The 22,083-nt window shown below is 70.6% G+C and carries 18 protein-coding genes; 14 read left to right on the top strand and 4 right to left on the bottom strand.

All coding sequences use genetic code 11. From position 1 onward, the window contains the following. Positions 1–66: 66 nt before the first annotated feature. The 6 genes from gatC to ACFWY5_RS43455 all read left to right on the top strand — a co-directional run bounded on the left by gatC (position 67) and on the right by ACFWY5_RS43455 (position 5,985). A complete protein-coding gene (gene gatC, locus ACFWY5_RS43430; protein ID WP_184960458.1) occupies positions 67–366 on the top strand; it encodes an Asp-tRNA(Asn)/Glu-tRNA(Gln) amidotransferase subunit GatC in 300 nt (99 codons plus the stop codon). Then, complete coding sequence (gatA, locus tag ACFWY5_RS43435) at positions 363–1,853, top strand: Asp-tRNA(Asn)/Glu-tRNA(Gln) amidotransferase subunit GatA (protein WP_379612031.1); 1,491 nt, start codon at positions 363–365, stop codon at positions 1,851–1,853. The genes gatC and gatA overlap by 4 nt, the downstream gene beginning before the upstream one ends. Positions 1,854–1,858: 5 nt before the next feature. After that, a complete protein-coding gene (gene gatB, locus ACFWY5_RS43440) occupies positions 1,859–3,346 on the top strand; it encodes an Asp-tRNA(Asn)/Glu-tRNA(Gln) amidotransferase subunit GatB (protein ID WP_379638347.1) in 1,488 nt (495 codons plus the stop codon). A gap of 149 nt (positions 3,347–3,495) precedes the next feature. Continuing rightward, on the top strand, positions 3,496–4,824 hold the full coding sequence (locus tag ACFWY5_RS43445; protein WP_379612030.1) for an MFS transporter: 1,329 nt from the start codon (positions 3,496–3,498) through the stop codon (positions 4,822–4,824). 553 nt (positions 4,825–5,377) lie between these two features. Then, a complete protein-coding gene (locus ACFWY5_RS43450) occupies positions 5,378–5,671 on the top strand; it encodes a hypothetical protein (protein ID WP_379612029.1) in 294 nt (97 codons plus the stop codon). Further along, the gene (locus ACFWY5_RS43455; RefSeq protein WP_379612028.1) at positions 5,668–5,985 is read left to right on the top strand and encodes a type II toxin-antitoxin system PemK/MazF family toxin; all 318 of its coding nucleotides are present in this window, start codon (positions 5,668–5,670) and stop codon (positions 5,983–5,985) included. The genes ACFWY5_RS43450 and ACFWY5_RS43455 overlap by 4 nt, the downstream gene beginning before the upstream one ends. A gap of 366 nt (positions 5,986–6,351) precedes the next feature. Here the strand turns inward: ACFWY5_RS43455 and ACFWY5_RS43460 are convergent, their stop codons facing one another. The 3 genes from ACFWY5_RS43460 to ACFWY5_RS43470 are packed head-to-tail and all read right to left on the bottom strand — an operon-like array spanning position 6,352 to position 9,359. Next, complete coding sequence (locus tag ACFWY5_RS43460; RefSeq protein ID WP_379612027.1) at positions 6,352–7,875, bottom strand: tripartite tricarboxylate transporter permease; 1,524 nt, start codon at positions 7,873–7,875, stop codon at positions 6,352–6,354. Positions 7,876–7,878: 3 nt separating this feature from the next. Further along, positions 7,879–8,385, bottom strand: coding sequence for a tripartite tricarboxylate transporter TctB family protein (locus ACFWY5_RS43465; RefSeq protein WP_379638345.1), 507 nt, complete (start codon positions 8,383–8,385; stop codon positions 7,879–7,881). After that, positions 8,385–9,359: a Bug family tripartite tricarboxylate transporter substrate binding protein gene (locus tag ACFWY5_RS43470; RefSeq protein WP_379612025.1), complete on the bottom strand. Its 975-nt coding sequence runs from the start codon at positions 9,357–9,359 to the stop codon at positions 8,385–8,387. Before ACFWY5_RS43470 ends, ACFWY5_RS43465 begins: the two co-directional genes overlap by 1 nt. Before the next feature lie 136 nt (positions 9,360–9,495). On the opposite strand from ACFWY5_RS43470, the gene ACFWY5_RS43475 reads away from it, so the two are divergent. The 3 genes from ACFWY5_RS43475 to ACFWY5_RS43485 all read left to right on the top strand — a co-directional run bounded on the left by ACFWY5_RS43475 (position 9,496) and on the right by ACFWY5_RS43485 (position 13,763). Then, positions 9,496–11,055, top strand: coding sequence for an ATP-binding protein (locus ACFWY5_RS43475; protein WP_379612024.1), 1,560 nt, complete (start codon positions 9,496–9,498; stop codon positions 11,053–11,055). Next, a complete protein-coding gene (locus ACFWY5_RS43480; protein ID WP_379612022.1) occupies positions 11,052–11,702 on the top strand; it encodes a response regulator in 651 nt (216 codons plus the stop codon). Before ACFWY5_RS43475 ends, ACFWY5_RS43480 begins: the two co-directional genes overlap by 4 nt. 90 nt (positions 11,703–11,792) lie before the next feature. Further along, positions 11,793–13,763: a VanW family protein gene (locus ACFWY5_RS43485; RefSeq protein WP_379612021.1), complete on the top strand. Its 1,971-nt coding sequence runs from the start codon at positions 11,793–11,795 to the stop codon at positions 13,761–13,763. On the opposite strand, the gene ACFWY5_RS43490 is transcribed toward ACFWY5_RS43485, so the two are convergent. Beyond that, positions 13,744–14,769, bottom strand: coding sequence for a PQQ-dependent sugar dehydrogenase (locus ACFWY5_RS43490; protein ID WP_379638346.1), 1,026 nt, complete (start codon positions 14,767–14,769; stop codon positions 13,744–13,746). The two genes, ACFWY5_RS43485 and ACFWY5_RS43490, sit on opposite strands and share 20 nt — an antisense overlap. Positions 14,770–14,807: 38 nt before the next feature. Between ACFWY5_RS43490 and ACFWY5_RS43495 the strand changes: the two genes are divergently transcribed. From ACFWY5_RS43495 to ilvC, 5 genes are all read left to right on the top strand, one after another. After that, on the top strand, positions 14,808–15,716 hold the full coding sequence (locus ACFWY5_RS43495) for a 2-hydroxyacid dehydrogenase (protein WP_379612019.1): 909 nt from the start codon (positions 14,808–14,810) through the stop codon (positions 15,714–15,716). 178 nt (positions 15,717–15,894) lie between these two features. After that, the gene (locus ACFWY5_RS43500; RefSeq protein ID WP_379612018.1) at positions 15,895–18,528 is read left to right on the top strand and encodes a putative bifunctional diguanylate cyclase/phosphodiesterase; all 2,634 of its coding nucleotides are present in this window, start codon (positions 15,895–15,897) and stop codon (positions 18,526–18,528) included. A 215-nt stretch (positions 18,529–18,743) separates the two neighbouring features. Further along, on the top strand, positions 18,744–20,477 hold the full coding sequence (locus tag ACFWY5_RS43505; protein WP_379612017.1) for an acetolactate synthase large subunit: 1,734 nt from the start codon (positions 18,744–18,746) through the stop codon (positions 20,475–20,477). After that, a complete protein-coding gene (gene ilvN, locus ACFWY5_RS43510; protein ID WP_184960445.1) occupies positions 20,477–21,001 on the top strand; it encodes an acetolactate synthase small subunit in 525 nt (174 codons plus the stop codon). The genes ACFWY5_RS43505 and ilvN overlap by 1 nt, the downstream gene beginning before the upstream one ends. A gap of 23 nt (positions 21,002–21,024) precedes the next feature. Then, the gene (gene ilvC, locus ACFWY5_RS43515; RefSeq protein WP_379638348.1) at positions 21,025–22,008 is read left to right on the top strand and encodes a ketol-acid reductoisomerase; all 984 of its coding nucleotides are present in this window, start codon (positions 21,025–21,027) and stop codon (positions 22,006–22,008) included. The last annotated feature ends 75 nt before the right edge of the window (positions 22,009–22,083 follow it).

The raw sequence follows: 22,083 nt of genomic DNA on the forward strand, positions 1-22,083 counted from the left end.
CTCGCTTGCCCGGGCCCCCTAGGATGACAGTGTCCAAACTCCATCCAGAAACGGGTTCAACGACTCATGTCCGCCATAACCCGCGACGAGGTCGCCCACCTGGCCCGGCTGTCCAGGATGGCGCTGTCCGACGACGAGCTCGACCACTACGCCACGCAGCTCGATGCGATCATCGAAGCTGTCGCGAAGGTCGCCGAGGTCGCCGCCGAGGACGTGCCGCCTTCGTCGCACGCGCTTCCGCTGACCAACGTGTTCCGCGCCGACGAGGTGCGACAGTCCCTGACGCCTGAGCAAGCCCTGGCCGGGGCGCCGGCTGTCGAGGACGACCGCTTCCGGGTTCCGCGCATCCTGGGGGAGGAAGCATGAGTCTCATCCATAAGACGGCTGCCGAGCTGGGCGCGCTCATCGCCGCCGGCGAGACCTCCTCCGCCGAGGTGGCAGAGGCGCACCTCGACCGGATGGCCGAGGTCGAGCCCAAGGTCAAGGCCTTCCTCCACGTCGACCGCGAGGTCACGCTGGCCCAGGCGCGGGCGGTCGACGCCCGGCTGGCCGCGGGGGAGAAGCTCGGGCCGCTGGCCGGTGTGCCGATCGCGCACAAGGACATCTTCTCCACGCATGACATGCCGACGACCGCCGCGTCCAAGATCCTGGAGGGGTGGCGGCCGCCGTACGACGCGACCGTGACCGCGCGGCTGCGCGCGGCCGGTCTGGTCATCCTCGGCAAGACCAACCTCGACGAGTTCGCGATGGGCTCCTCCACGGAGAACTCCGCCTACGGCGACTCGCACAACCCGTGGGACCTCACCCGCACCCCTGGCGGCTCCTCCGGCGGCTCGTCGGCGGCGGTCGCGGCCTACGAGGCGCCGCTGTCCACCGGCACCGACACCGGCGGCTCCATCCGCCAGCCGGCCTCGGTCACCGGCATCGTCGGCATGAAGCCCACCTACGGCGGCTCCTCCCGCTACGGCGTCATCGCCTTCGCCAGCTCGCTCGACACGCCGGGCCCGTTCGCCCGCAACGTGCTCGACACGGCGCTGCTGCACGAGGTCTTCTCCGGGCACGACCCGATGGACTCCACCTCCATCGACGCCCCGGTGCCCGCCGTCGTCGAGGCCGCCCGCCACGGCGACGTCCAGGGCATGCGCATCGGCGTCGTCAAGGAGTTCGGCGGCGAGGGCTACCAGCAGGGCGTGCTCAACCGCTTCCACGACGCCGTCGAGCTGCTGGAGTCGCTCGGCGCCAAGGTCGTCGAGGTCTCCTGCCCGACCTTCACCACCGCGCTGCCCGCCTACTACCTCATCGCGCCGTCGGAGTGCTCGTCCAACCTGGCGCGCTTCGACGCCATGCGGTACGGCCTGCGCGTCGGCGACGACGGCACCAGAAGCGCCGAGGAGGTCATGGCGCTGACCAGGGCCGCCGGCTTCGGCCCCGAGGTCAAGCGGCGCATCATGCTCGGCACCTACGCCCTGTCGAGCGGCTACTACGACGCCTACTACGGCCAGGCCCAGAAGGTCCGCACGCTCATCGCGCGCGACTTCGAGGCCGCCTACCAGCAGGTGGACGTGCTGATCTCGCCGACCACGCCGACCACGGCGTTCAAGCTCGGCGAGCGCACCGGCGACCCGATGGCGATGTACCTCGCCGACCTGTGCACGATCCCGTCGAACCTGACGGGCAACGCGGCCATCTCGGTGCCCTGCGGCCTGGCCGACGAGGACGACCTGCCGGTCGGCCTGCAGATCATGGCTCCGGTGCTGGGCGACGACCGCTGCTACCGGGTCGCCGCCGCGGTCGAGAAGGCCCTGGAGAGCCGCTGGGGCGGCCCGCTGCTGAAGGAGGCGCCCGCGCTATGACCGTGATGGCTTTCGACGAGGCGCTGGGCCGGTTCGAGCCCGTTCTCGGCCTGGAGACCCATGTCGAGCTCGGCACCGCCTCCAAGATGTTCTGCGGCTGCAAGACCACGTTCGGCGCCGCGCCCAACACGCAGACCTGCCCGACCTGCCTGGCCTTCCCCGGCGCGCTGCCGGTGGCCAACGAGGCGGCGATCGAGTCCACGATCCGCATCGGCCTGGCGCTCAACTGCTCCATCGCCGAGTGGTGCCGCTTCGCCCGGAAGAACTACTTCTATCCGGACATGCCGAAGAACTACCAGATCTCGCAGTACGACGAGCCGCTCTGCTTCGACGGCTACCTCGACGTCGAGGTCGACGGCGCGACCGTGCGCGTCGAGATCGAGCGTGTGCACCTGGAGGAGGACACCGGCAAGTCCACCCACGTGGGCGGCGCCACCGGCCGCATCCAGGGCGCCGACTACTCGATCGTCGACTACAACCGCGCCGGCATTCCGCTGGTCGAGATCGTCACCAAGCCGATCCCGGGCACCGACCGGATGGCGCCCGAGGTGGCCAAGGCCTACGCCACCGAGCTGCGCGAGATCATGCGGTCGCTGGGCGTCTCCGACGTACGCATGGAGGAAGGCTCCATGCGCTGCGACGTGAACGTCTCGCTGATGCCGCGCGGCTCCTCCGAGTGGGGCACCCGCACGGAGACCAAGAACGTCAACTCGCTGCGCAGCGTCGAGCGGGCGGTCCGTTCCGAGATCGAACGGCAGGCCCACATCCTGGCCGAGGGTGGCAAGATCATCCAGGAGACCAGGCACTTCCACGAGGACACCGGCACCACCACGCCCGGCCGTTCCAAGGAAGAGGCGCAGGACTACCGCTACTTCCCCGAGCCCGACCTGGTCCCCATCGCGCCCGACGCGGCGTGGGTGGCCAGGCTGAAGGCGGAGCTGCCCGAGCTGCCGCTGGTCAAGCGCAGGCGGCTGCAGGCCGAGTGGGGCGTGTCCGACCTCGACATGCAGGCCATGCACAACGCCGACGCCATCGACCTGGTCGAGGCGACGGTCGCGGCGGGCGCCCCGGCGGCCGACGCGCGCAAGTGGTGGATGGGCGAACTGGCCCGCCGCGCCAACGAGAGCGGCACCGCCCTGGCCGACCTGCCCATCACCCCGGCCGACATCGCCCGCGTGACCGTGCTGGTCGCCTCGGGCTCGCTCAACGACAAGCTGGCCCGCCAGGTGCTGGAGGGCGTCCTGGCCGGCGAGGGCACGCCCGACGCGGTCGTGGCCGCGCGCGGCCTGGAGATCGTCAACGACGAGGGCGAGCTGTCGGCCATCATCGACGAGGTCCTGGCCGGCAACGCCGACGTGGCCGACAAGGTCCGCTCCGGCAAGATCGCCGCGGTGGGCGCGCTGGTCGGCGGCGTCATGAAGGCCAGCCGAGGCAAGGCTGACGCCGGCCGCGCCCGGCAGCTGATCCTGGAGAAGCTGGGCGTCTCCGAGTAGTTCCCAAGGGCCCTGCCGTCGCGGCGGGGCCCTTGCTTCGAGAGTAATTCCAGTCATTCTGGATATAGAAGCTCTAGGACTATGGGCCCATGTGGACCTAGGACCACGGCACGATGTGCGATCCCCTGCACCGCCGTACTTTCATGGGCATGAAGCGCAGAGCATTGACAATTGGCCTGGTGGCGATGGTGTCGCTCGTCGCCTTCGAGTACATGGCGGTCGCGGTCGCCATGCCCGTCGTCGCCCGCGAACTGGGCGGACTTGAGCTGTACGGCCTGGCCTTCAGCGGTGCCATGGCCGCCGGTGTGATCGGGACGGTCCTGGGCGGCCGATGGGCCGACCTCCGCGGGCCGCTGGCGCCGCTTTGGGTGGGAGCGGTGACGTTCGCCGGCGGTCTGGGGCTGGCCGGGTTCGCGCAGAACATGGAGATGCTGATCGCCGGACGCCTCGTGCAGGGTTTCGGCGGGGCGCTGGTCCAGGTCGCCCTGTACGTCGTGGTCGCCAGGACCTACCCCGAGGCGATGCACCCGAAGATCTTCTCGCTGTTCGCGACGGCATGGGTGGTGCCGTCCATGGTGGGGCCGGCGATCGTCGGAGTCGTCGTGGAGACGGCCGGATGGCGCTGGGTCTTCCTGGGCGTGCCGATCCTGACCGCGATCGCGGCACTGGTCCTGTTCCGTGGTCTGGTGGGCCAGCCGGTCTCCGGCGGGCAGGCCGACACCGCGCCCGGCATGGTCGGCAAGCTCGGCTGGGCCGCGGTGACCGCCGTCGGCGCCGGCCTCATGCAGTACGGCAGCCAGGGCCAGGTACTCCTCCTCGTCGCCGGCCTGGTCGTCCTGGCGCTGGCACTGCCGAGGCTGCTGCCCGCCGGCACGCTGCGCGCGGCCAGGGGCCTGCCCTCGGTCGTGGCCCTGCGCGGCCTGGCCACCGGCGCCTTCTTCGCCGCCGAAGTGATCATCCCGCTGATGCTGATCAGCCAGCGCGGGCTGTCGACCTTCGTCGCCGGCATCGCCCTGACCGGCGGCGCCCTGACCTGGTCGCTCGCGTCGTGGCTGCAGGGCCGCGAGGTCTTCAGCCGGATGACGAACCTGCGCGGCGGCACCGCCCTGATCGCCCTGGGCATCCTGCTGATGGGCGCGGTCACCTTCGAGCCGGTGCCGATCTGGCTGGCGTACCCGTCGTGGATCATCGCGGGCTTCGGGATGGGGCTGGTGTACCCGACGCTCTCGGTGCTGACCCTCGAACTGTCCTCGCCTGGAGAGCAGGGGGCCAACAGCTCGTCGCTGCAGGTGGGCGAGGCGGTCTTCTCGGTGGTGGCGGTCGCGGTCACCAGCGCCCTGTTCACGGCCGCGGCCTCGGGCTACTGGACCGTGTTCGCGGCGACGCTGGTGATGGTGCTGGCAGGCGTGTGGGTGGCCCCCCGCTTCGGCGTGACCACCCCGGGCCACCAGAAGACCGCGGTGACCACCGCCGCATAACCCCTCCCAGCCCAGAGCCGGACGCCCACCCAGGCGCCCGGCTCCTCCACGTCCCGCCCCCGCTCCAGCCCACCCGCCCCAGGCCATCCCGATCTATGCACCATGTGCCGTGCGCCGAGCAGTGTGACCCACGCTGCGCAGCGCGCGGCTGGTGTCGCGCCGGGTGTCGAGCAGCGCGGGTCGCGCCCCAGGCCGCGTGCTGTGCGCTGCGTGCCTCGCTCCATAGACCGCGCCCCGACTCGCGTGCCCCTGCCTGGTGCGCCGCATCGCGCTGCACGGGCCGTGCGGCGACTCGTGTGCCAGGCACCGCACCGGCACCGACCCACGCAGCGGGTGTCGCGTGCCGTGCACCTCGCCTTCGGCTCGCGTTCTGTGAAGGGCGACCCGTGCGGGCGCGGGGGTTGGGTTGGTCTGGGGTACGGTCGCCGCCCCGTGAGCCGGTTGGACCGGTCGCCGCGAGCGGTGGGTCGGTGGGCAGCCGGAGGCTCCACGCAAGGCGTGCACGAGCAAGCGCCATACTATCTGCATCAGAATGTGATGTAGAATCTGATGCATGATGAGCACCAAGCGCCAGACCGTGCCCCTGGATGCAGAAGACATCAAGTTCTTGTCCCACCTGCGCGACAGCGACGCCTACCGCGCGACGCTGGGCAAGCTGTCCGGTCGGGAGTTCGTCGAAGGCGCCTCGGAGGCCGCACTGCTCTCCGCGCTGCTTGCCGCGGGACGCGCCGCAGTGGAGGAGAAGGTCGCCATCACCGGCTACACGGCTTGGGCGGACGACATGAGCGAGGAAGACCTGGACTACCGCGCCGCCATGCGCAACCGCAGGCGGGATCGCGGCCAGTGAACGACTTGATCATTCCTCTCCGTGGGCGTGTCTATGAAGCCGATCTCGGGCAAGGTCGCAAGCCATGGCTGGTGGTGTCCAACAACGCCCGCAACAAGGCGATCGACGACGTCCTCGTCGCCCGGATCACGACCACGCGAAGAGACCTTCCGTCGTGGATTCCTCTCGGGCCCAACGACCCGCTGGCCGGATTCGTCGTCTGCGACGATCTGAGCGCCATGTTCCGTGACGAGATCCAGCGCGACATGGGTGCGCTCAGCCTGGCGACCATGATTGAAGTCGGCAAGGGCCTGGCACGCGCCCTGGCGCTCTGATGGACAGCGCACCGGCGTGCTGCGCCGCTGGTGCAGGATGTCGTCGTCGCGCCGGGTGATCGTGTAGCGCGTCTGCGCCAGGGTGCTCGGGATGGACCGAACGTGGTGCACCAGGCACCCCGGTCTTTCCTGCCCCACACGCGCGCAAGCCGCCTGCCGAAGGCGCGCACAAAGTGAAACGCCCGAGCGCAGCGAGGTCCGGCAGGGGTCGAGCCTCAGCTCGACTGGAGAAGCGCCTGGAAGCCGCACACGCGGAGCGCGCCAGGGTGGAAGACCGTGCTTGTGGCGCCGCCGGTGGACAAGGCCGGCGGGGCCACAACGTCTTTCCCCAGGAACCACTCGGGTGATGCCCCGTTTCGCCTTCCCCTACTCGGGGCGTGATTCAGGTGTGACCGCTCTGTCGCGCCTCCGTGCCATCAGCTTTCTGAAGAGCGGGGTCAGCAGCGCCAGCGCCGACAACACGAGCAGCACCACCGCGATCGGGCTCTTGACCAGTACGGTCACCTCGCCCGCCCCGATGGCCAAAGCGCGGCGGAGCTGGATCTCGGCCATCGGGCCCAGGATCATGCCGATCACCGCGGGCGCCACCGGCAGGCCGAAGCGCCGCATCGCCCAGCCCAGCAGGCCGAGGATGAAGAGCACGATCAGGTCCACGGCCGAGGCGTTCAGGGCGTAGACGCCCAGCGCGGCGAACATCACGATCCCCGCGTAAAGGTACGGCCGCGGCACATGCAGCACCTTCGCCCAAAGCGGCGCCAGCGGCAGGTTGAGCACCAGCAGCATCGCGTTGCCCACGAACAGGGATGCGATCATGCCCCAGACCAGGGCCGGGTTGTGGTCGAAGAGCTGGGGCCCGGGTTGCAGGCCGTACTGCTGGAAGGCGGCCAGGAGGATCGCGGCGGTGGCCGAGGTGGGCAGGCCCAGGCTGAGCAGGGGGACCAGGGTGCCGGCCGCCGAGGCGTTGTTGGCCGCTTCCGGGCCGGCTACGCCCTCGATGGCGCCCTTGCCGTATTCCTCGCGGGCCACGCCGCGGGCCAGCTTCTTCTCGGTCGCGTACGACAGGAAGGTGGGGATCTCGGCGCCGCCGCCCGGCAGCGCGCCGAACGGGAAGCCCAGCGCGGTGCCGCGCAGCCACGGTTTCCATGAGCGCGCCCAGTCGGCGCGGCCCAGGTACGCGCGGCCGACGGGGATGACCTCCGGCGGCACGTGCCGCAGCCGGGAGGCCACGTAAAGGGCCTCGCCCAGCGCGAACAGGCCCACCGCGACGATCACCACGTCGATGCCGTCGAACAACTGCGGGATGCCCAGCGTGAGCCTGGCCTGCCCGGTCTGCTGGTCGATGCCGACGAGCCCGATCGCCAGGCCGAAGCCGAGCGAGGCCAGGCCGCGCACGACCGAGCGGGACAGCACCGAGGAGACGGCGGTGAAGGCCAGGATGGCCAGGGCGAAGTAGTCCTCGGGGCCGAAGGCGATCGCGAACGCGACCACGGCCGGGGCGGCCACCACGAGCAGGCCGGTGGCCAGGGTGCCCGCGACGAACGAGCCGATGGCCGCCGTGGCCAGCGCTTGGGCGGCGCGGCCCCGCTTGGCCATCTTGTTGCCCTCCAGCGCGGTGATCATGGAGGAGGACTCGCCGGGGGTGTTGAGCAGGATGGAGGTGGTGGAGCCGCCGTACATGCCGCCGTAGTAGATGCCGGCGAACATGATGAACGCGCTGGCCGGTGGCACGGTGAACGTCACCGGCAGCAGCAGCGCGACGGTCATGGCCGGACCGATGCCGGGCAGGACGCCGACGAGCGTGCCGAGGGTGACGCCGACGAGCGCGTAGAGCAGGTTGACCGGCGTCAGCGCGGAGGCGAAGCCGTCGAGCAGGAGCTGGAGGGAGTCCATGGCTCAGATCACCCCTTCCAGGAGGCCGGCGGGCAGGTTCACGCCGAGGCCCTTGACGAAGGCGAGGTAGGTGCCGAGGCCCAGGACCACGCCGATGATCGCCGCGCGGACGCGGTGCTCGGCGCCGAGGGCCAGCGACAGGCCGAAGAACAGCAGGCTGCCCGCGATGACCCAGCCGAGCGTGTCGAGCAGCGCGGTGAAGGCGAGGAAGACGCCGCCGACCAGCCCGACCTGCTTGAGGTCGGCGGGGGCGTCGGCGTCGATGTCCTCGCTCTCCTCGGGGTCGCCGCGGCCGCCGCGCACGACGTCGATCACGTAGAACACGCCCACGACGGTGATGGCGCCGCCGACCAGCATGGGGAAGAACCTCGGGCCCAGGCCGACGACGGAGGTCGCCGCCTCCACGTTCAGGGTGCCGATGATCACGTAGACGCCGACGGCCAGCAGGGCCAGCGCCAACCCGAGTTCGGGTCGCCACCAGCCCCGCTTCTTGCTCTGGGTGGGCTCCATCAGGAGACGAGGCCCATCTCGGCGATGATGGCCTTGACCCGGGTCTGCTCGGCGTTGAGGTACGAGGCGAACTGGTCACCGGTCTGGAACGAGTCGATCCAGCCGTTCTTGGCGACCGCGTCCTTCCACGCCTGCGAGGCGTGCATCTTGGTGACCAGGTCGGTCAGCGCCTTCTTGTCGGCGTCGGACAGGCCGCCGGGGGCGACCATGCCGCGCCAGTTGGCGATCTCGACGTCCAGGCCGCCCTCCTTGATGGTGGGCGCGTCGAGGTCGGGCAGGCGCTGCGGGGAGCTGACGGCCAGGGCGCGCAGCTTGCCGGCCTTCACCTGCTCGGCGAACTCGCCGACGCCCGAGATGCCGATCGTGGCCTTGTTGCCCAGCAGGAGGTTGAGTGCCTCGCCGCCGCCGGAGTTGGCGACGTAGTTGATCTGCTTGGGGTCGACGCCCGCGGCCTTGGCCATGAGCCCGGCCAGGATGTGGTCGGTGCCGCCGGCCGAGCCGCCCGCGATCGAGACGGTCTTCGGGTCGGCCTTCCACGCCGCGACCAGGTCGGCGACGGTCTTGAGCTTGGACTCGGCGGGTACGACGATGATCTCGTACTCCTCGGTCAGCTTGGCGATCGGCGTGGTGTCCGCCAGCGTGACCTTGGACTTGTTCTGCTCGATGGCGCCGACCATGACCAGGCCCATCGTCATGAGCAGGTTGCCGTTGCCCTTCTCGCCGGCCAGCTGGGCCAGGCCGATGGTGCCGCCGGCGCCGGGCACGTTGTAGACCTCGACCTTGCGTGAGGGGTCGGCCTGCTTGATCGCCTGCTCGGCGGTGCGCGAGGTCTGGTCCCAGCCGCCGCCGGCGTTGGCGGGCGCCATGATCTTCAGCGTGCCGCTGCCGGAGGCGCTCGTGCCGCCGCTGTTGCCGCAGGCCGACAGGGCGGCCACGGAAAGGGCCGCGAGCGCGGCGAATATGCGCAAGCGCATGATCACTCCAAGGGGGGTTCTCACGTTCGGTGAACTGCGATCGTGAGCCGAGAACCCCTCCCGGTCGAGCCTTTACGCACTTGCCGTCTTTTTGTTCGTATTGGTCGCTACCCGCCTGTGACCTGGGCCTGTTTCCATGAAGCGCGTGAGGAGGGTCACAAACGCCTCGCTCGGCACTCAGCTGTTCGTGCTCCAGATGGTGATCGTTTTGCTCGCCGTCGGTGGTACGGCCGTCGTGTGGGCCGGGCACACGCGTACCCAGCTGAACTCGCGCTACCAGCAGCGCGCCCTGGCCATCGCGCAGTCGGTGGCGGGCATGCCGCAGGTCCGCGAGGCCTTTAACGCGAAAAATCCGGAAAAGGTGTTGCAGCCGCTCGCCGTCAGCGTCCAACAGGCCACCGGCGCCGACTACGTCGTGATCGCCAACCGCGAGCAGACCCGCTACGCGCACCCCAACGCCACCCTGATCGGCCGGAAGCTGTCCACCGACGGCAGCGGCGTCATCGAGACCGGCCGCACCTGGGTCGGCACCGAGACCGGCACCATCGGCACCACCGTCAGGGGCAAGGCGCCCGTCTTCGACGAGTACGGCACCGTGATCGGTCTGACCTCGGTAGGCGTGCTCGAGGCGACGGTCAGCGAGCAGTTGTTCGACACCCTGCCGCCGTTGTTGTGGACGGCGCTCGCCGTCCTGTTCGCCGGTTCCGCCGCCGCCGCCCTGATCACCGCGCGCGTACGCAGGCAGACCTTCGGCCTGGAGCCGCGCGAGATCGCCGCGCTGCTGGAGCAGCGCGAGGGTGTGCTGCACGGCGTGAAGGAGGGCGTGCTCGCCCTCGACCTCACCGGACGCGTCACGCTCGTCAACGACGCCGCCCGCGAACTGCTCGGCGAGGTCGGCGAGGACCTCACCGCCATGCCGGTCTCCGACCGCATGCGCGACGTGCTCGGCGGCGCCGACCCGGGCGAGGACCGCATCGTCCTGCACGGCGAGCGTGTGCTGGTGCTCAACCGCACCCCCGTCTCGGTGCGCGGCCAGCACCGCGGCTGGGTGGTCACCCTGCGCGACAGGACCGAGCTGGTACGGCTGGCCCGCGACCTCGACGACGCCAGCAGCGCCACCGAGGCCCTCCGGGCGCAGGCCCACGAGTTCGCCAACCGCATGCACACCGTGGTCGGCCTGCTCGAACTGGGCGAGCAGGAGGCGGCGGTCTCCTTCATCACCAGAACCACCCGCAGCACCTACGCCGTCGGCATCCGCGAACGCGTCCAGGACCCCACGCTGGCCGCCCTGCTGTTGGCCAAGTCGGCCGAGGCCGCCGAGCGCGGCGCGACGCTGGAGCTGGCCGAGGACTCCGCGGTGCCCGAGGGCGTGCTCGGCGACCCGCAGGACGCCGTTCTGGTCGTCGGCAACCTGGTGGCCAACGCCATCGACGCGCTCGACGGAGCACCCGGCACGATCGAGGTGTCGGTCAGGACCACCGCCGACGGCCTGCACGTGCGCGTCGGCGACTCCGGCCCCGGCATCACCCCCGGCCTGGTCGAGGAGGTCTTCAGGGAGGGCTTCACCACCAAGGCGGCGCGCGCCGGCCAGCGCGGGCTCGGGCTGGCGCTGACCCGGCAGGCGTGTTTGCGGAGGGGCGGCTGGGTGAACGTACGCAACGAGGGGGGAGCGGTCTTCACCGCGCTGCTGCCATGATCAAGGTGCTGGTCGTCGACGACGACTTCATGGTGGCCAGGATCCACAGCGGTTATGTCGCGCGGATGCCGGGCTTCGAGGTCGTGGCCGCTGCCCACACCGGCAACGACGCGCTGGAGGCCGTCCGCCGCTTCCGCCCGGACCTGGTGCTCCTCGACATCTATCTCCCCGATCTGTCCGGCCTCGACGTGCTCAAGGCGCTCAACGACGTGGACGTGCTCATGATCAGCGCCGCCCGCGACCTGCCCACAGTCAGGGAGGCGATGCGCAGCGGCGCGGTCAACTACCTGATCAAGCCGTTCACCGCCGCCGCGCTGGCCGACCGCCTGCGGCAGTACGCCGCGAGCAGGAAGCGGCTGACCGCGCTCGGCCCCGAGGTCGGCCAGGACGAGGTCGACCGGCTGTTCGGCGCGCTGAAGACGCCGCTGCCCAAGGGCCTGTCGTCGGCCACGTGCGAGCTGGTCGCCGACACGCTGCGCGCCGCGGCCGGCGACCTGTCGGCCGCCGAGGCGGCCGCTCTGGCCGGCCTGTCGCGGGTCTCCGCCCGCAGGTACCTGGAGCACCTGTGCGCGGTGGGCAAAGCGGAACTCCGTCCGAGGTACGGCACCGCCGGCCGCCCAGAACACCGCTACCGCTGGATTGGTTGACCCGAGATAACCCATTTCCCGTGACATACCGGGATACCCGTGCCTTACTGTTGCCTGAGGAGAGGCTGCGGAGCAGGAGGAGATAGAGGCGTGCGGCGCGCCGGACCGATCGATTCACCGACCGACCCGTTCGCCTCGGTGCCCTTGCCCATGCCCGGCAAGAAGCCACCGAAGGTCGAAGGACTGCCGCCTGGCGTCTCACGGGATATTTTCGGCGCCACCGGCCAGCCCGAACCCAAGCCGGAACCGGCCGCCGGCGGCGGACTGCCGCCCGTGGCCCCGCCGCCCACGCCCTGGCCGATGCAGGAACCCCAGCCGTCCGCCTCCTTCCGGCCCGCCGAGCCGCCGCCCCGGCCGCCCGGCTACGACCCCGAGCCGCACCGCCGCCGTATCCTTCCCACGCTCCTGCTCGTCCTCGTGGTCCTGGGCCTGCTGGCCTACCTTGTGCCCGCGGTCGTCATGTCCGGCTCGGTGCTGCGTGGCACCCGCGTCGCCGGCATCGACATCGGCGGGCTGACCGTCACCCAGGCCGCCGACAAGCTCCGCGCCGAGCTCGCCGCCCGGCTCGACCGGCCCGTCACCGTCAGCATGGGCGGGCGCGAGGAGAGCATCCAGCCCGACGAGGCCGGGCTCGAACTCGACGTGGTCGCCACCATCGGCGAGGCCCCCAGCGGCTTCCCCACCCCCGCCGAGGTCTGGCGGGCCCTGACCGGCACCACCGACCTCCAGCCGAAGATCTCCATCGACGCCGCCCAGCTCGCCAGGACCGTCGAGGGCCTCGCCGAATCCGTGGACAAGGCGCCCAAGGAGGGCCGCGTCGTCTTCTCCGGCCTGCGTCCGCGCGCCGTACCGCCGCAGGACGGCCTGCTCCTCGACCGCGACGCCGCCGTGCGCGCCATCAGCACCGCGTTCCTGCGCTCCCAGGGCGACGTGGCGCTCAACATGGTCCCGGCCAAGCCCGAAACCACCGAGGAAGCGGTACGGCAGGCCGCGGCCCGCGCCAAGCGGGCGGTCGCCGCCCCGGTCACCCTGACCAAGGACGGCAAGCAGGCCGAGCTCACCCCCGCCGCCATCGCCGCCCACCTCACCTTCGTCCCCGACGGCAAGGGCGCGCTGAAGCCGCAGTTCGACGCGGAGAAGGCACTGGAGCCCATCGAGGGCAAGCTGGTCGACCTGGCCCAGCGGCCGGCGGACGCCACGTACCAGATCATCGACAACAGGCCCGTGCTCGTCCCGGCCCGCCAGGGCAGGGGAGTGGACGCGGGCAAGCTGGCCGAGGACATGAACCGCGTGCTGACGCAGGGCGGCGGCCGTACGCTGGCGGTCTCGCTGGGCGCGGTCAAGCCGCGGCTCAGCACCGGGGCGGTCAGCGGCCTCGGGATCAAGGAGAGCGTCGCGACCTTCACCACGTTGTTCGACTGCTGCCAGGCGCGCGCGACCAACATCCAGAAGATGGCCCAGCAGCTCGACGGCACGATGGTGCTGCCGCGCAAGACCTTCTCCTTCAACGAGGTCATGGGCCAGCCGACCGCCGAGGCCGGTTACCTCGAAGCTCCGCAGGTCGTCGGCGGCCGGATGGTCAACGTCGTCGGCGGTGGCGGCTCGCAGTTCGCCACCACGCTCTACAACGCGGTCTTCCTCGGCGGCTTCGAGAACGGCGAGCACACGCCCATGGACTACCACGCCCCCCGCTACCCCGAGGGCCGCGACGTGGCCGTCCTCTACCCCCGCCGCGACTTCACCTGGGTCAACAACTCCCAGTACGGCGTGCTGATCAAGACCGCCTTCTCACCCACCTCGGTCACGGTCACGCTGTGGAGCACCCGGCGCTACGACAAGGTCGAGGCCGTCGTCTCCGACCGCCGCGAGGTCACCCCGTTCCGCCGCCAGAGCAGCAGCGAGGCCGGCTGCCTGCCGACCGCCGGCCAGCAGGGTTTCACCGTAGACGTCACCCGCGTCTTCTACGACAACGGCAAGGAAGTCAAGCGGGACAAGAAGGTGACCACCGAGTACCGCCCGCAGGCGCAGGTCACCTGTGCCGCTAGGAACGGCGTGGAGTGACGGCGAGGATCCTGTCGTCGTCCTGGGCGGGTGAGCCTCTGCCGTCCTTGTTGCTCGTGCCCACCCACAGCGTGCCGTCGGGGGCCACGGCGACCGCGCGCAGCCTGCCGTAGGTCTCCTCGAAGTGCGCGACCGGCTTGCCCGGCCGGCCCTCGGCGTCCAGCGGGACCTGCCACAGCCGGGCGCCGCGCAGCGCGCCCACCCACAGGGAGCCCGCCGCGTAGGCTATGCCGGACGGCGAGGCCTCGCCGGTGCCCCAGGTGACGATCGGGTCGGCGAAGGCGGAGTCCTCGCCCTGGCCCTCCTCCTGCGGCCAGCCGTAGTTGCGGCCCTCGACGATCTGGTTGACCTCGTCGAAGGAGCTGGCGCCGAACTCGGAGGCGTACATGCGGCCCTTCTCGTCCCAGGCCATGCCCTGGACGTTGCGATGGCCGAGCGTGTGGATCCGGGCGTCGCCGTCCACGCCCATGCGCAGGATCTTGCCGCCCAGCGAGTCCGGGTCCTGGGCCAGGGGGCGCTCGCCGGCCTCGCCGGTCGAGGCGTACAGGAAGCCGTCGGGGCCGAACGCGAGGCGGCCGCCGTTGTGGATGCCGGCCTTCGGGATGCCGTCGACCAGGACCTTCGGCTGCGCGATCGTGTCACCGTTCAGGCGGTAGCGGACGATCCTGTTGTCCTCGGCCGCGGTGTAGTACAGGAAGACGAAGTCGTCCTTGACCGCGACGCCCATGAGCCCGCCCTCGCCGCCGGGACTGACCTCGGAGATCTTCGCCACCTCGGTGACCTTGCCCTGCGGCGTCACGCGCAGCAGCCGCGCGCTGTCGCGCTCGGTGACCAGGGCGTCTCCGCCGGGCAGGAACGCGATGCCCCACGGCACGCTCAGGCCGGAGGCCACGACCCGTGGCTCGTCCGGCGGCGGGGCGGCGGGCACGTTGGCGGCGGGCGTCACCGCGCCACCGGTGGAACACCCGGCCAGCGCGAGCAGGACGATCAACCAGAGCTTCCTCATGCCTTCCATACTGACCCCCGGGTCGTAAGGTTCTCGGCATGAAGATCTGGGTGCCGTCAGAAGCCATGATTGACGTCCTTTCCGACCTGCCTCGCGTTCAATGCGTGGTCTATGACGGGAAGGGGGGATTGCCGGACGGGATCGAGGACGTCGAGGTCTGGGTGCCGCCGCTGATCACGCCGCCCGACGTCAAGGGGACGCTGGCCAAGATGCCCTCGCTGCGCCTCGTGCAGACGGTCACGGCGGGGGTGGAACCGTACCGGCCGAACATGCCCGAGGGCGCGGTGCTCTGCAACGCGCGCGGCGTCCACGACGCGGGCACCGCCGAGTGGGCGGTCGGCGCGATGATCGCGGTGCTGCGCGAGTTCCCCGAGTTCGTGGACGCGCAGCGCAGGGGCGCCTGGACCTACCACCACACCGGGGTGCTCGCCGACTCCACGGTGCTGATCGTCGGCTACGGGTCCATCGGCGGCGCGCTGGAGCGGCGGCTCGACGGGTTCGAGGTGGACGTCGTCCGCGTGGCACGCACCGCGCGCGAGGGCGTGCACGGCATGGACGAACTGCCCGAGCTGCTGCCGCTCGCCGACGTGGTCGTGCTGCTCGTGCCGGCCACCGCCGACACCGCGGGCATGGTCGACGCGGCGTTCCTGGCCCGGATGAAGGACGGCGCGCTGCTCGTCAACGCGGCCAGGGGCGGCGTGGTCGACACCGACGCCCTGGTGGCCGAGCTGAAGTCCGGCCGGCTCAAGGCGGCCGTGGACGTCACCGCACCCGAGCCGCTGCCCGATGGGCACCCGCTCTGGTCGGCTCCGGGCCTGCTCATCACCCCGCACGTCGCCGGCAGCACCCCCGCCTCCGGCCGGCGCATGCTGCGCCTGGTGCGCTCCCAACTGCTGCGCTATCTGGCCGGCGAGCCGTTGAACAACGTCATTTCCGACACGTATTGAGAGGAATCCGGAACGTGGCTGGTCCGTGACCTTCGGTGCGTACGGTTGTCGTCTACTGGGCCCTCTTGACTCCCAGTCAAGGAGGGCTCGGGAGCAATTCGGTCTGTGTGGTTATCAGATCGGTGACGACATCGGCGTTGTCACCACTCGCGTACCCGGCACCGCACACACTGTCGATGTGAGGGCAAGGACTGTGATCCGCTGGCGTGACCCACGGGCGCCGATTACGGCCGCCGCCGCCATAGGCGCGGCCGGTTTCGCCATGGCGCTGGCGGTGGGCGGGCCGGCGCCGGCGACCGGTGCGATCGCGGGAGTGACCGCGGCGCTGCTGGCGGCGGTATCCCTGCTGGTGAGCGCGTTCAGGTCGGGCGACCCACGGCACGCGGCCGGGGCGCGCTGGCTGGGCGCGGGCGCGGTGGTGTGGTCGGCCGGCGTCGGCGTGCGGCCGATAGCCTCCGGCTTCATCCTCAGCTTCGCCGACCTGCTCGTGCTGCTCGGCGCCGTCCTCATGGCGGGCGGCGCGATCATCGCCTCGGGGCGCAGGACCACCGCCAAGGCGGCGCTGCGCTACCTGATCGACGCCTATCTGTGCACGGCCGCGCTCTTCCTCATCGGCTGGGTCGTCGCGCTGCGCCAGGTCTACGCGGAAAGCTCGCCCGGCTTCACCTTCATGCTGCTGCCGGCCATGGTCTGCCTGCTGGTGACCTGCGCGACCATCCCCGTCGTGGTCAAGGGGACCCTCTCCGGCCTGCCGCTCGGCCTGGCCGGGATCGGCGTCCTGGCCACGACCACGATCGCCGAGACCGCCTCCGCCGTGGCCAGGCTCGGCGAGGGCACCCCGCCCACCTGGAGCCTCGTGCTGGCGCCGGTGGCGTTCCTGCTGCTGGCGGCGGCGCCCTGGGGCGTGCGCCGTGGCGGCGACGAGCGGCCCGCGAGCGGTCCCGCCGTGGCCGACCTGCTCGCGCTGGTCCCGCTCGCCCTGGTGGCCGTCTCGGTCGTCGTGCTCGCCGCCCACCTGGCCGGCAGCCGCGACCGCCCGGTCACGGGCGTCGTGGTGGTCGCCGCCTCGGTGGTGCTGATCCTCGTGCTGCGCCTGTTCGTGCTGGCCACCTCGCACGCCCGCCTGCGCGGGCTGGTCGCGCTCGGCGACCGGCAGCTGCGCGAGCTGGCCGAGAGTTCGGGCGACGTGGTGCTGCTGTGCGACTACGACGGCACCGTGCGCGAGATCGGCGCGGGCGTCGAGGTCACCTACGGCTACCGCCCCGAGGAGATCGTCGGCGGCTCGATCTTCGACTACATCCACCCCGAGGACCTGCCCGGCATCCAGATCGCGCTGCGCGCCATGGGCCTCGACGAGGACTCGGCGGAACCCGGCGCCTGCCTGATCGCCTGCCGGGTGCGCGCCGCCGACGGCACCTGGCGGCCCACCGAGTCGGTGGCCACCCGCCACGTGGGCGGCGAGGACGTGCTGCTGATCACCACCCGCGACATCAGCGACGAGGAGGCCCTGCGCAACCAGGTCGTCCACCTGACCTTCCACGACGGCGTCACCGGGCTGCCCAACCGCTCCTACTTCGAGGAGCGCACCCGCGAGGTGGTGGCCGGACGCGTCTACGGGCAGGCCGCGATCTTCCTCGACCTCGACGGCTTCACCTCGGTCAACGACTCGGTGGGCCACGCCAGCGGCGACACCCTGCTCGGCCAGGCTGCCAGGCGGCTGCGCGGCGTCGTACGCCCCGAGGACACGCTCGCCCGCTGGGGCGGCGACGAGTTCGCGGTGCTGGTGGAGACCGGCGGCGAGGCCCAGCTCGCGGTGGACGTGGCCGAGCGCCTGCTGCGCGCGGTCTCCCAGGAGCCCTTCCGCGTGGCCGACCGCGACGTGGCGCTGACCGCGTCCGTGGGCGTGGCCTTCGCCGAGGAGGAGATGCCCGCCGGCGACCTGCTGCGCAACGCCGACGTGGCCATGGCCAGGGCGAAGGACCTGGGCGGCCGGCGGGTGGAGGTGTTCGCCGCGCAGATGCACGCCGACGCCGTGCGCCGCCTCGAACTCGCCGCCGACCTGCAGCGGGCACTGATCGAGAACCAGTTCGCGATCGAGTACCAGCCCGTGGTGGACCTGGCGACCTCGCGGGTGACCGCGGTGGAGGCGCTGGTGCGCTGGTGGCGCGGCTCGACGTTCGTGCCGCCCGAGCAGTTCCTCGGCCCCGCCGAGGACACCGGGCTGATCGTGCCGCTGAGCGAGTGGATCCTGCGCGAGGCCTGCCGCGAGGTGGCCGCCTGGCGGGCGTCCTCCTGGGACATCGGCCTGTCGCTCAACCTCTCGGCCCGGCAGATCACCGCGCCGCGCTTCGTCGAGACGGTCTCACAGGCCCTGGAGGAGAGCGGCCTGCCGGCCTCCGCGCTGACCCTTGAGGTGATCGAGGAGATGCTGGTGGAGGACGCCGAGGAGACGATCTCCCGGCTGTCGGAGCTGCGCGCTCTGGGGGTACGGCTGGCCATCGACGACTTCGGCACCGGCTACGCCTCGCTGGCGTTCCTGCGGCAACTCCCGGTCGACATGATCAAGATCGACCCCAGCTTCGTCTCCGGCCTGGGCCGCGACGAGACGCTGACGCTGCTGACCAGGACGATCGTCCGCCTGGGACACGACCTGGGCCTGATCGTGGTGGCCGAGGGCATCGAGCGTCCCGAGCAGCTGGAGAAGCTGCGGGAGATGGGCTGCACGCGAGGCCAGGGCTTCCTGGTGGCGCGGCCGATGGCGGCGCGCGGGGTCGACACCCTGATGCGTACCAGCCTCCAGTCCGCCCTCTGATCCCAAATAATGAGATAGCTGTCCAGCAAGTTGACACTGTGGGCCATTGAGCGGCTAAGGTGGCAGCATGCTTCGCAGTGAGATTCTCGTAGTACTTCGCCGGCGCGCGGGCCGATAGCGAAGCACTACGACCTGCGCGCCGCCCCAGTCCCACCCCCCGGTGGGGAGGGGCCTTTTTTATGTCCTTAAGTGTCTGGCCTTTAAGGAACGAGCCGATGACCGAACGGATGACAGGTGCACAGGCCCTGGTCAGGGCCTTGGAGCACGTGGGAGTCGACACCGTGTTCGGGATTCCCGGCGGAGCGATCCTCCCCGCCTACGATCCCCTCTACGACTCGGTCAAGGTCCGGCACGTGCTCGTACGCCACGAGCAGGGCGCCGGCCACGCGGCCGAGGGATACGCGCAGGCGACCGGCAAGGTCGGCGTGTGCATGGCCACCAGCGGCCCCGGCGCGACCAACCTGGTGACCCCGATCGCCGACGCCTACATGGACTCGGTGCCGATCGTGGCCATCACCGGCCAGGTGGCGAGCGCGGCCATCGGCACGGACGCCTTCCAGGAAGCCGACATCTCCGGCATCACCATGCCGATCACCAAGCACAACTTCCTGGTGACCGATCCCGCGGAGATCCCGCGCACGATCATGGAGGCCTTCCACATCGCCTCCACCGGCCGTCCCGGTCCGGTCCTGGTGGACATCTCCAAGGACGCGCTGCAGGCCCAGACCGAGTTCCACTGGCCGCCGACGATGCAGCTGCCGGGCTACCGCCCGGTGACGCGGCCGCACTCCAAGCAGATCCGCGAGGCGGCCAAGCTCATCGCCGAGTCGCGGCGCCCCGTCCTCTACGTGGGCGGCGGCGTGCACAAGGCGGGCGCCTCCGCCGAACTGCTGCAACTGGCCGAGCTGACCGAGATCCCGGTCATCACCACGCTGATGGCGCGCGGCACCTTCCCCGACGGCCATCCCCAGCACATGGGCATGCCCGGCATGCACGGCAGCGTCTCCGCGGTCGGCGCGCTGCAGAAGGCCGACCTGATCGTCGGCCTCGGCGTCCGCTTCGACGACCGGGTGACCGGCCAGTTGTCCACGTTCGCGCCGTACGCCAAGATCGTGCACGCGGACATCGACCCGGCCGAGATCTCCAAGAACCGCCACGCGGACGTCCCGATCGTGGGCGACTGCAAGGAGGTCATCACCGACCTCATCGGCGCCGTCGGGACCGCGGGCAAGGGCGACTACGCCGAATGGTGGACGCTGCTCAACGGCTACAAGGAGACCTACCCGCTGGGCTACGACGAGTTCGAGGACGGCTCGCTGGCCCCGCAGTACGTGATGAAGCGGCTCAGCGCCATCGCCGGGCCGGAGACGTACTACGTGGCCGGGGTCGGGCAGCACCAGATGTGGGCGTCGCAGTTCATCGACTACGAGAACCCGGGCACGTTCATCAACTCCGGCGGGCTCGGCACGATGGGCTTCGCCGTCCCGGCCGCGATGGGCGCCAAGATGGGCCGGCCCGAGGCGACCGTGTGGGCGATCGACGGCGACGGCTGCTTCCAGATGACCAACCAGGAGCTGGCCACCTGCGCCATCGAGGGTGTGCCGATCAAGATCGCGGTCATCAACAACGGTAACCTCGGCATGGTCCGCCAGTGGCAGACCCTGTTCTACGACAAGCGTTACTCCAACACCGACCTGCAGACCACCCGCCGGATCCCCGACTTCGTGAAGCTCGCCGAGGCCTATGGTTGTGTCGGCCTGCGGTGCGAGCGGCCCGAGGACGTGGACGCGACCATCAAGAAGGCCATGGAGATCAACGACGTGCCCGTCGTGGTCGACTTCGTGGTCCACCAGGACGCGATGGTCTGGCCGATGGTGGCCGCGGGCACCAGCAACGACGACATCAAGATCGCCCGGGACATGGCCCCGGTCTGGGACAGCGAGGACTGATGAGCAGACACACGCTCTCCGTGCTGGTGGAGAACAAGCCCGGCGTGCTGGCACGCGTCTCCTCGCTGTTCAGCAGGCGAGGCTTCAACATCGACTCACTTGCCGTCGGGCCCACCGAGCACGACGACATCTCCCGGATGACCATCGTGGTCAGCGTGGAAGAACTCCCGCTGGAGCAGGTCACCAAACAGCTCAACAAGCTGGTGAACGTCCTGAAGATCGTCGAGCTGGACACCTCGCTGTCCGTGCAGCGCGAGCTCATGCTCATCAAGGTCAAGGCCGACGCCGACAGCCGCTCGCACGTGCTCGAACTCGTCCAGCTCTTCCGCGCCCGCTGCGTCGACGTGGCGGCCGACGCGGTGACCATCGAGGTCACCGGCACGCCGGACAAGCTCGAGGCCTTCGTGAAGGTGCTTGAGCCGTTCGGCATCAAAGAGCTCGTTCAGTCGGGCATGGTGGCCATCGGCCGCGGCGCCCGTTCCATCACCGACCGGTCCCTCAGGGCACTGGACCGTACCGCCTGAAAGGTTTTCAGCAAGTGACCGAGATCTTCTACGACGACCACGCCGATCTGTCCGTCATCCAGGGCAGGGTCGTGGCCGTCATCGGGTACGGCTCCCAGGGCCACGCGCACGCCCTGTCCCTGCGCGACTCCGGCGTGGACGTCCGCGTCGGGCTGCCCGAGACCTCCAAGAGCCGTGAGCTGGCCCAGGCCGAGGGCCTGCGCGTCGTCACCCCGGCCGAGGCCGCTGCCGAGGCCGACCTCATCATGATCCTCGCGCCGGACCACCTGCAGCGCGGCATCTACGAGAACGACATCCAGCCGAACCTGCAGGAGGGCGACGCGCTCTTCTTCGGTCACGGCCTCAACATCCGCTACGGCCTCATCGAGGCGCCCGAGGGCGTCGACGTCGCCATGGTCGCCCCGAAGGGCCCCGGCCACCTCGTGCGCCGCCAGTACCAGGCCGGCCGCGGTGTGCCGTGTCTCGTCGCGGTCGAGAAGGACGCCTCGGGCAAGGCCTTCGACCTCGCCCTGTCGTACGCCAAGGGCATCGGCGGCACGCGCGCGGGCGCCCTGAAGACCACCTTCACCGAGGAGACCGAGACCGACCTGTTCGGCGAGCAGGCCGTGCTGTGCGGCGGCGTCTCCGAGCTGATCAAGGCGGGCTTCGAGACGCTCATCGAGGCCGGCTACCAGCCCGAGGTCGCCTACTTCGAGTGCCTGCACGAGATGAAGCTGATCGTCGACCTCATGTACGAGGGCGGCATCTCCAAGATGTACTGGTCGGTCTCCGACACCGCCGAGTACGGCGGCTACACCCGCGGCTCGCGCGTGGTGACCGAGGAGACCAAGAAGGAGATGAAGCGCATCCTCGAAGAGGTCCAGAACGGCACCTTCGCGCGGCAGCTGGTCGAGGAGTTCGAGAGCGGCCAGAAGGAGTTCACCCGCCACCGCGAGGAGCTGGCCGAGCACCCGATCGAGAAGACGGGCGCTCAGCTGCGGCCGATGATGAGCTGGCTGAAGGCCTGATCGCGCTTTCCTGAGGGGTGGGGGGGGGGGGGGGGGCCCCCCCCCCCCCGCGGGAACCGGGCCACCCCCCCGCCC

Origin of the sequence: Nonomuraea sp. NPDC059007 (assembly GCF_042740555.1) — a bacterium.
Lineage (GTDB): Bacteria > Actinomycetota > Actinomycetes > Streptosporangiales > Streptosporangiaceae > Nonomuraea.

Coding starts and splice junctions, on each gene's coding strand:
- gatC (WP_184960458.1), top strand. CDS start 67: ATGTCCGCCATAACCCGCGACGAGGTCGCCCACCTGGCCCGGCTGTCC.
- gatA (WP_379612031.1), top strand. CDS start 363: ATGAGTCTCATCCATAAGACGGCTGCCGAGCTGGGCGCGCTCATCGCC.
- gatB (WP_379638347.1), top strand. CDS start 1,859: ATGGCTTTCGACGAGGCGCTGGGCCGGTTCGAGCCCGTTCTCGGCCTG.
- ACFWY5_RS43445 (WP_379612030.1), top strand. CDS start 3,496: ATGAAGCGCAGAGCATTGACAATTGGCCTGGTGGCGATGGTGTCGCTC.
- ACFWY5_RS43450 (WP_379612029.1), top strand. CDS start 5,378: ATGATGAGCACCAAGCGCCAGACCGTGCCCCTGGATGCAGAAGACATC.
- ACFWY5_RS43460 (WP_379612027.1), bottom strand. CDS start 7,875: ATGGACTCCCTCCAGCTCCTGCTCGACGGCTTCGCCTCCGCGCTGACG.
- ACFWY5_RS43465 (WP_379638345.1), bottom strand. CDS start 8,385: ATGGAGCCCACCCAGAGCAAGAAGCGGGGCTGGTGGCGACCCGAACTC.
- ACFWY5_RS43470 (WP_379612025.1), bottom strand. CDS start 9,359: ATGCGCTTGCGCATATTCGCCGCGCTCGCGGCCCTTTCCGTGGCCGCC.
- ACFWY5_RS43475 (WP_379612024.1), top strand. CDS start 9,496: ATGAAGCGCGTGAGGAGGGTCACAAACGCCTCGCTCGGCACTCAGCTG.
- ACFWY5_RS43480 (WP_379612022.1), top strand. CDS start 11,052: ATGATCAAGGTGCTGGTCGTCGACGACGACTTCATGGTGGCCAGGATC.
- ACFWY5_RS43490 (WP_379638346.1), bottom strand. CDS start 14,769: ATGAGGAAGCTCTGGTTGATCGTCCTGCTCGCGCTGGCCGGGTGTTCC.
- ACFWY5_RS43495 (WP_379612019.1), top strand. CDS start 14,808: ATGAAGATCTGGGTGCCGTCAGAAGCCATGATTGACGTCCTTTCCGAC.
- ACFWY5_RS43505 (WP_379612017.1), top strand. CDS start 18,744: ATGACCGAACGGATGACAGGTGCACAGGCCCTGGTCAGGGCCTTGGAG.
- ilvN (WP_184960445.1), top strand. CDS start 20,477: ATGAGCAGACACACGCTCTCCGTGCTGGTGGAGAACAAGCCCGGCGTG.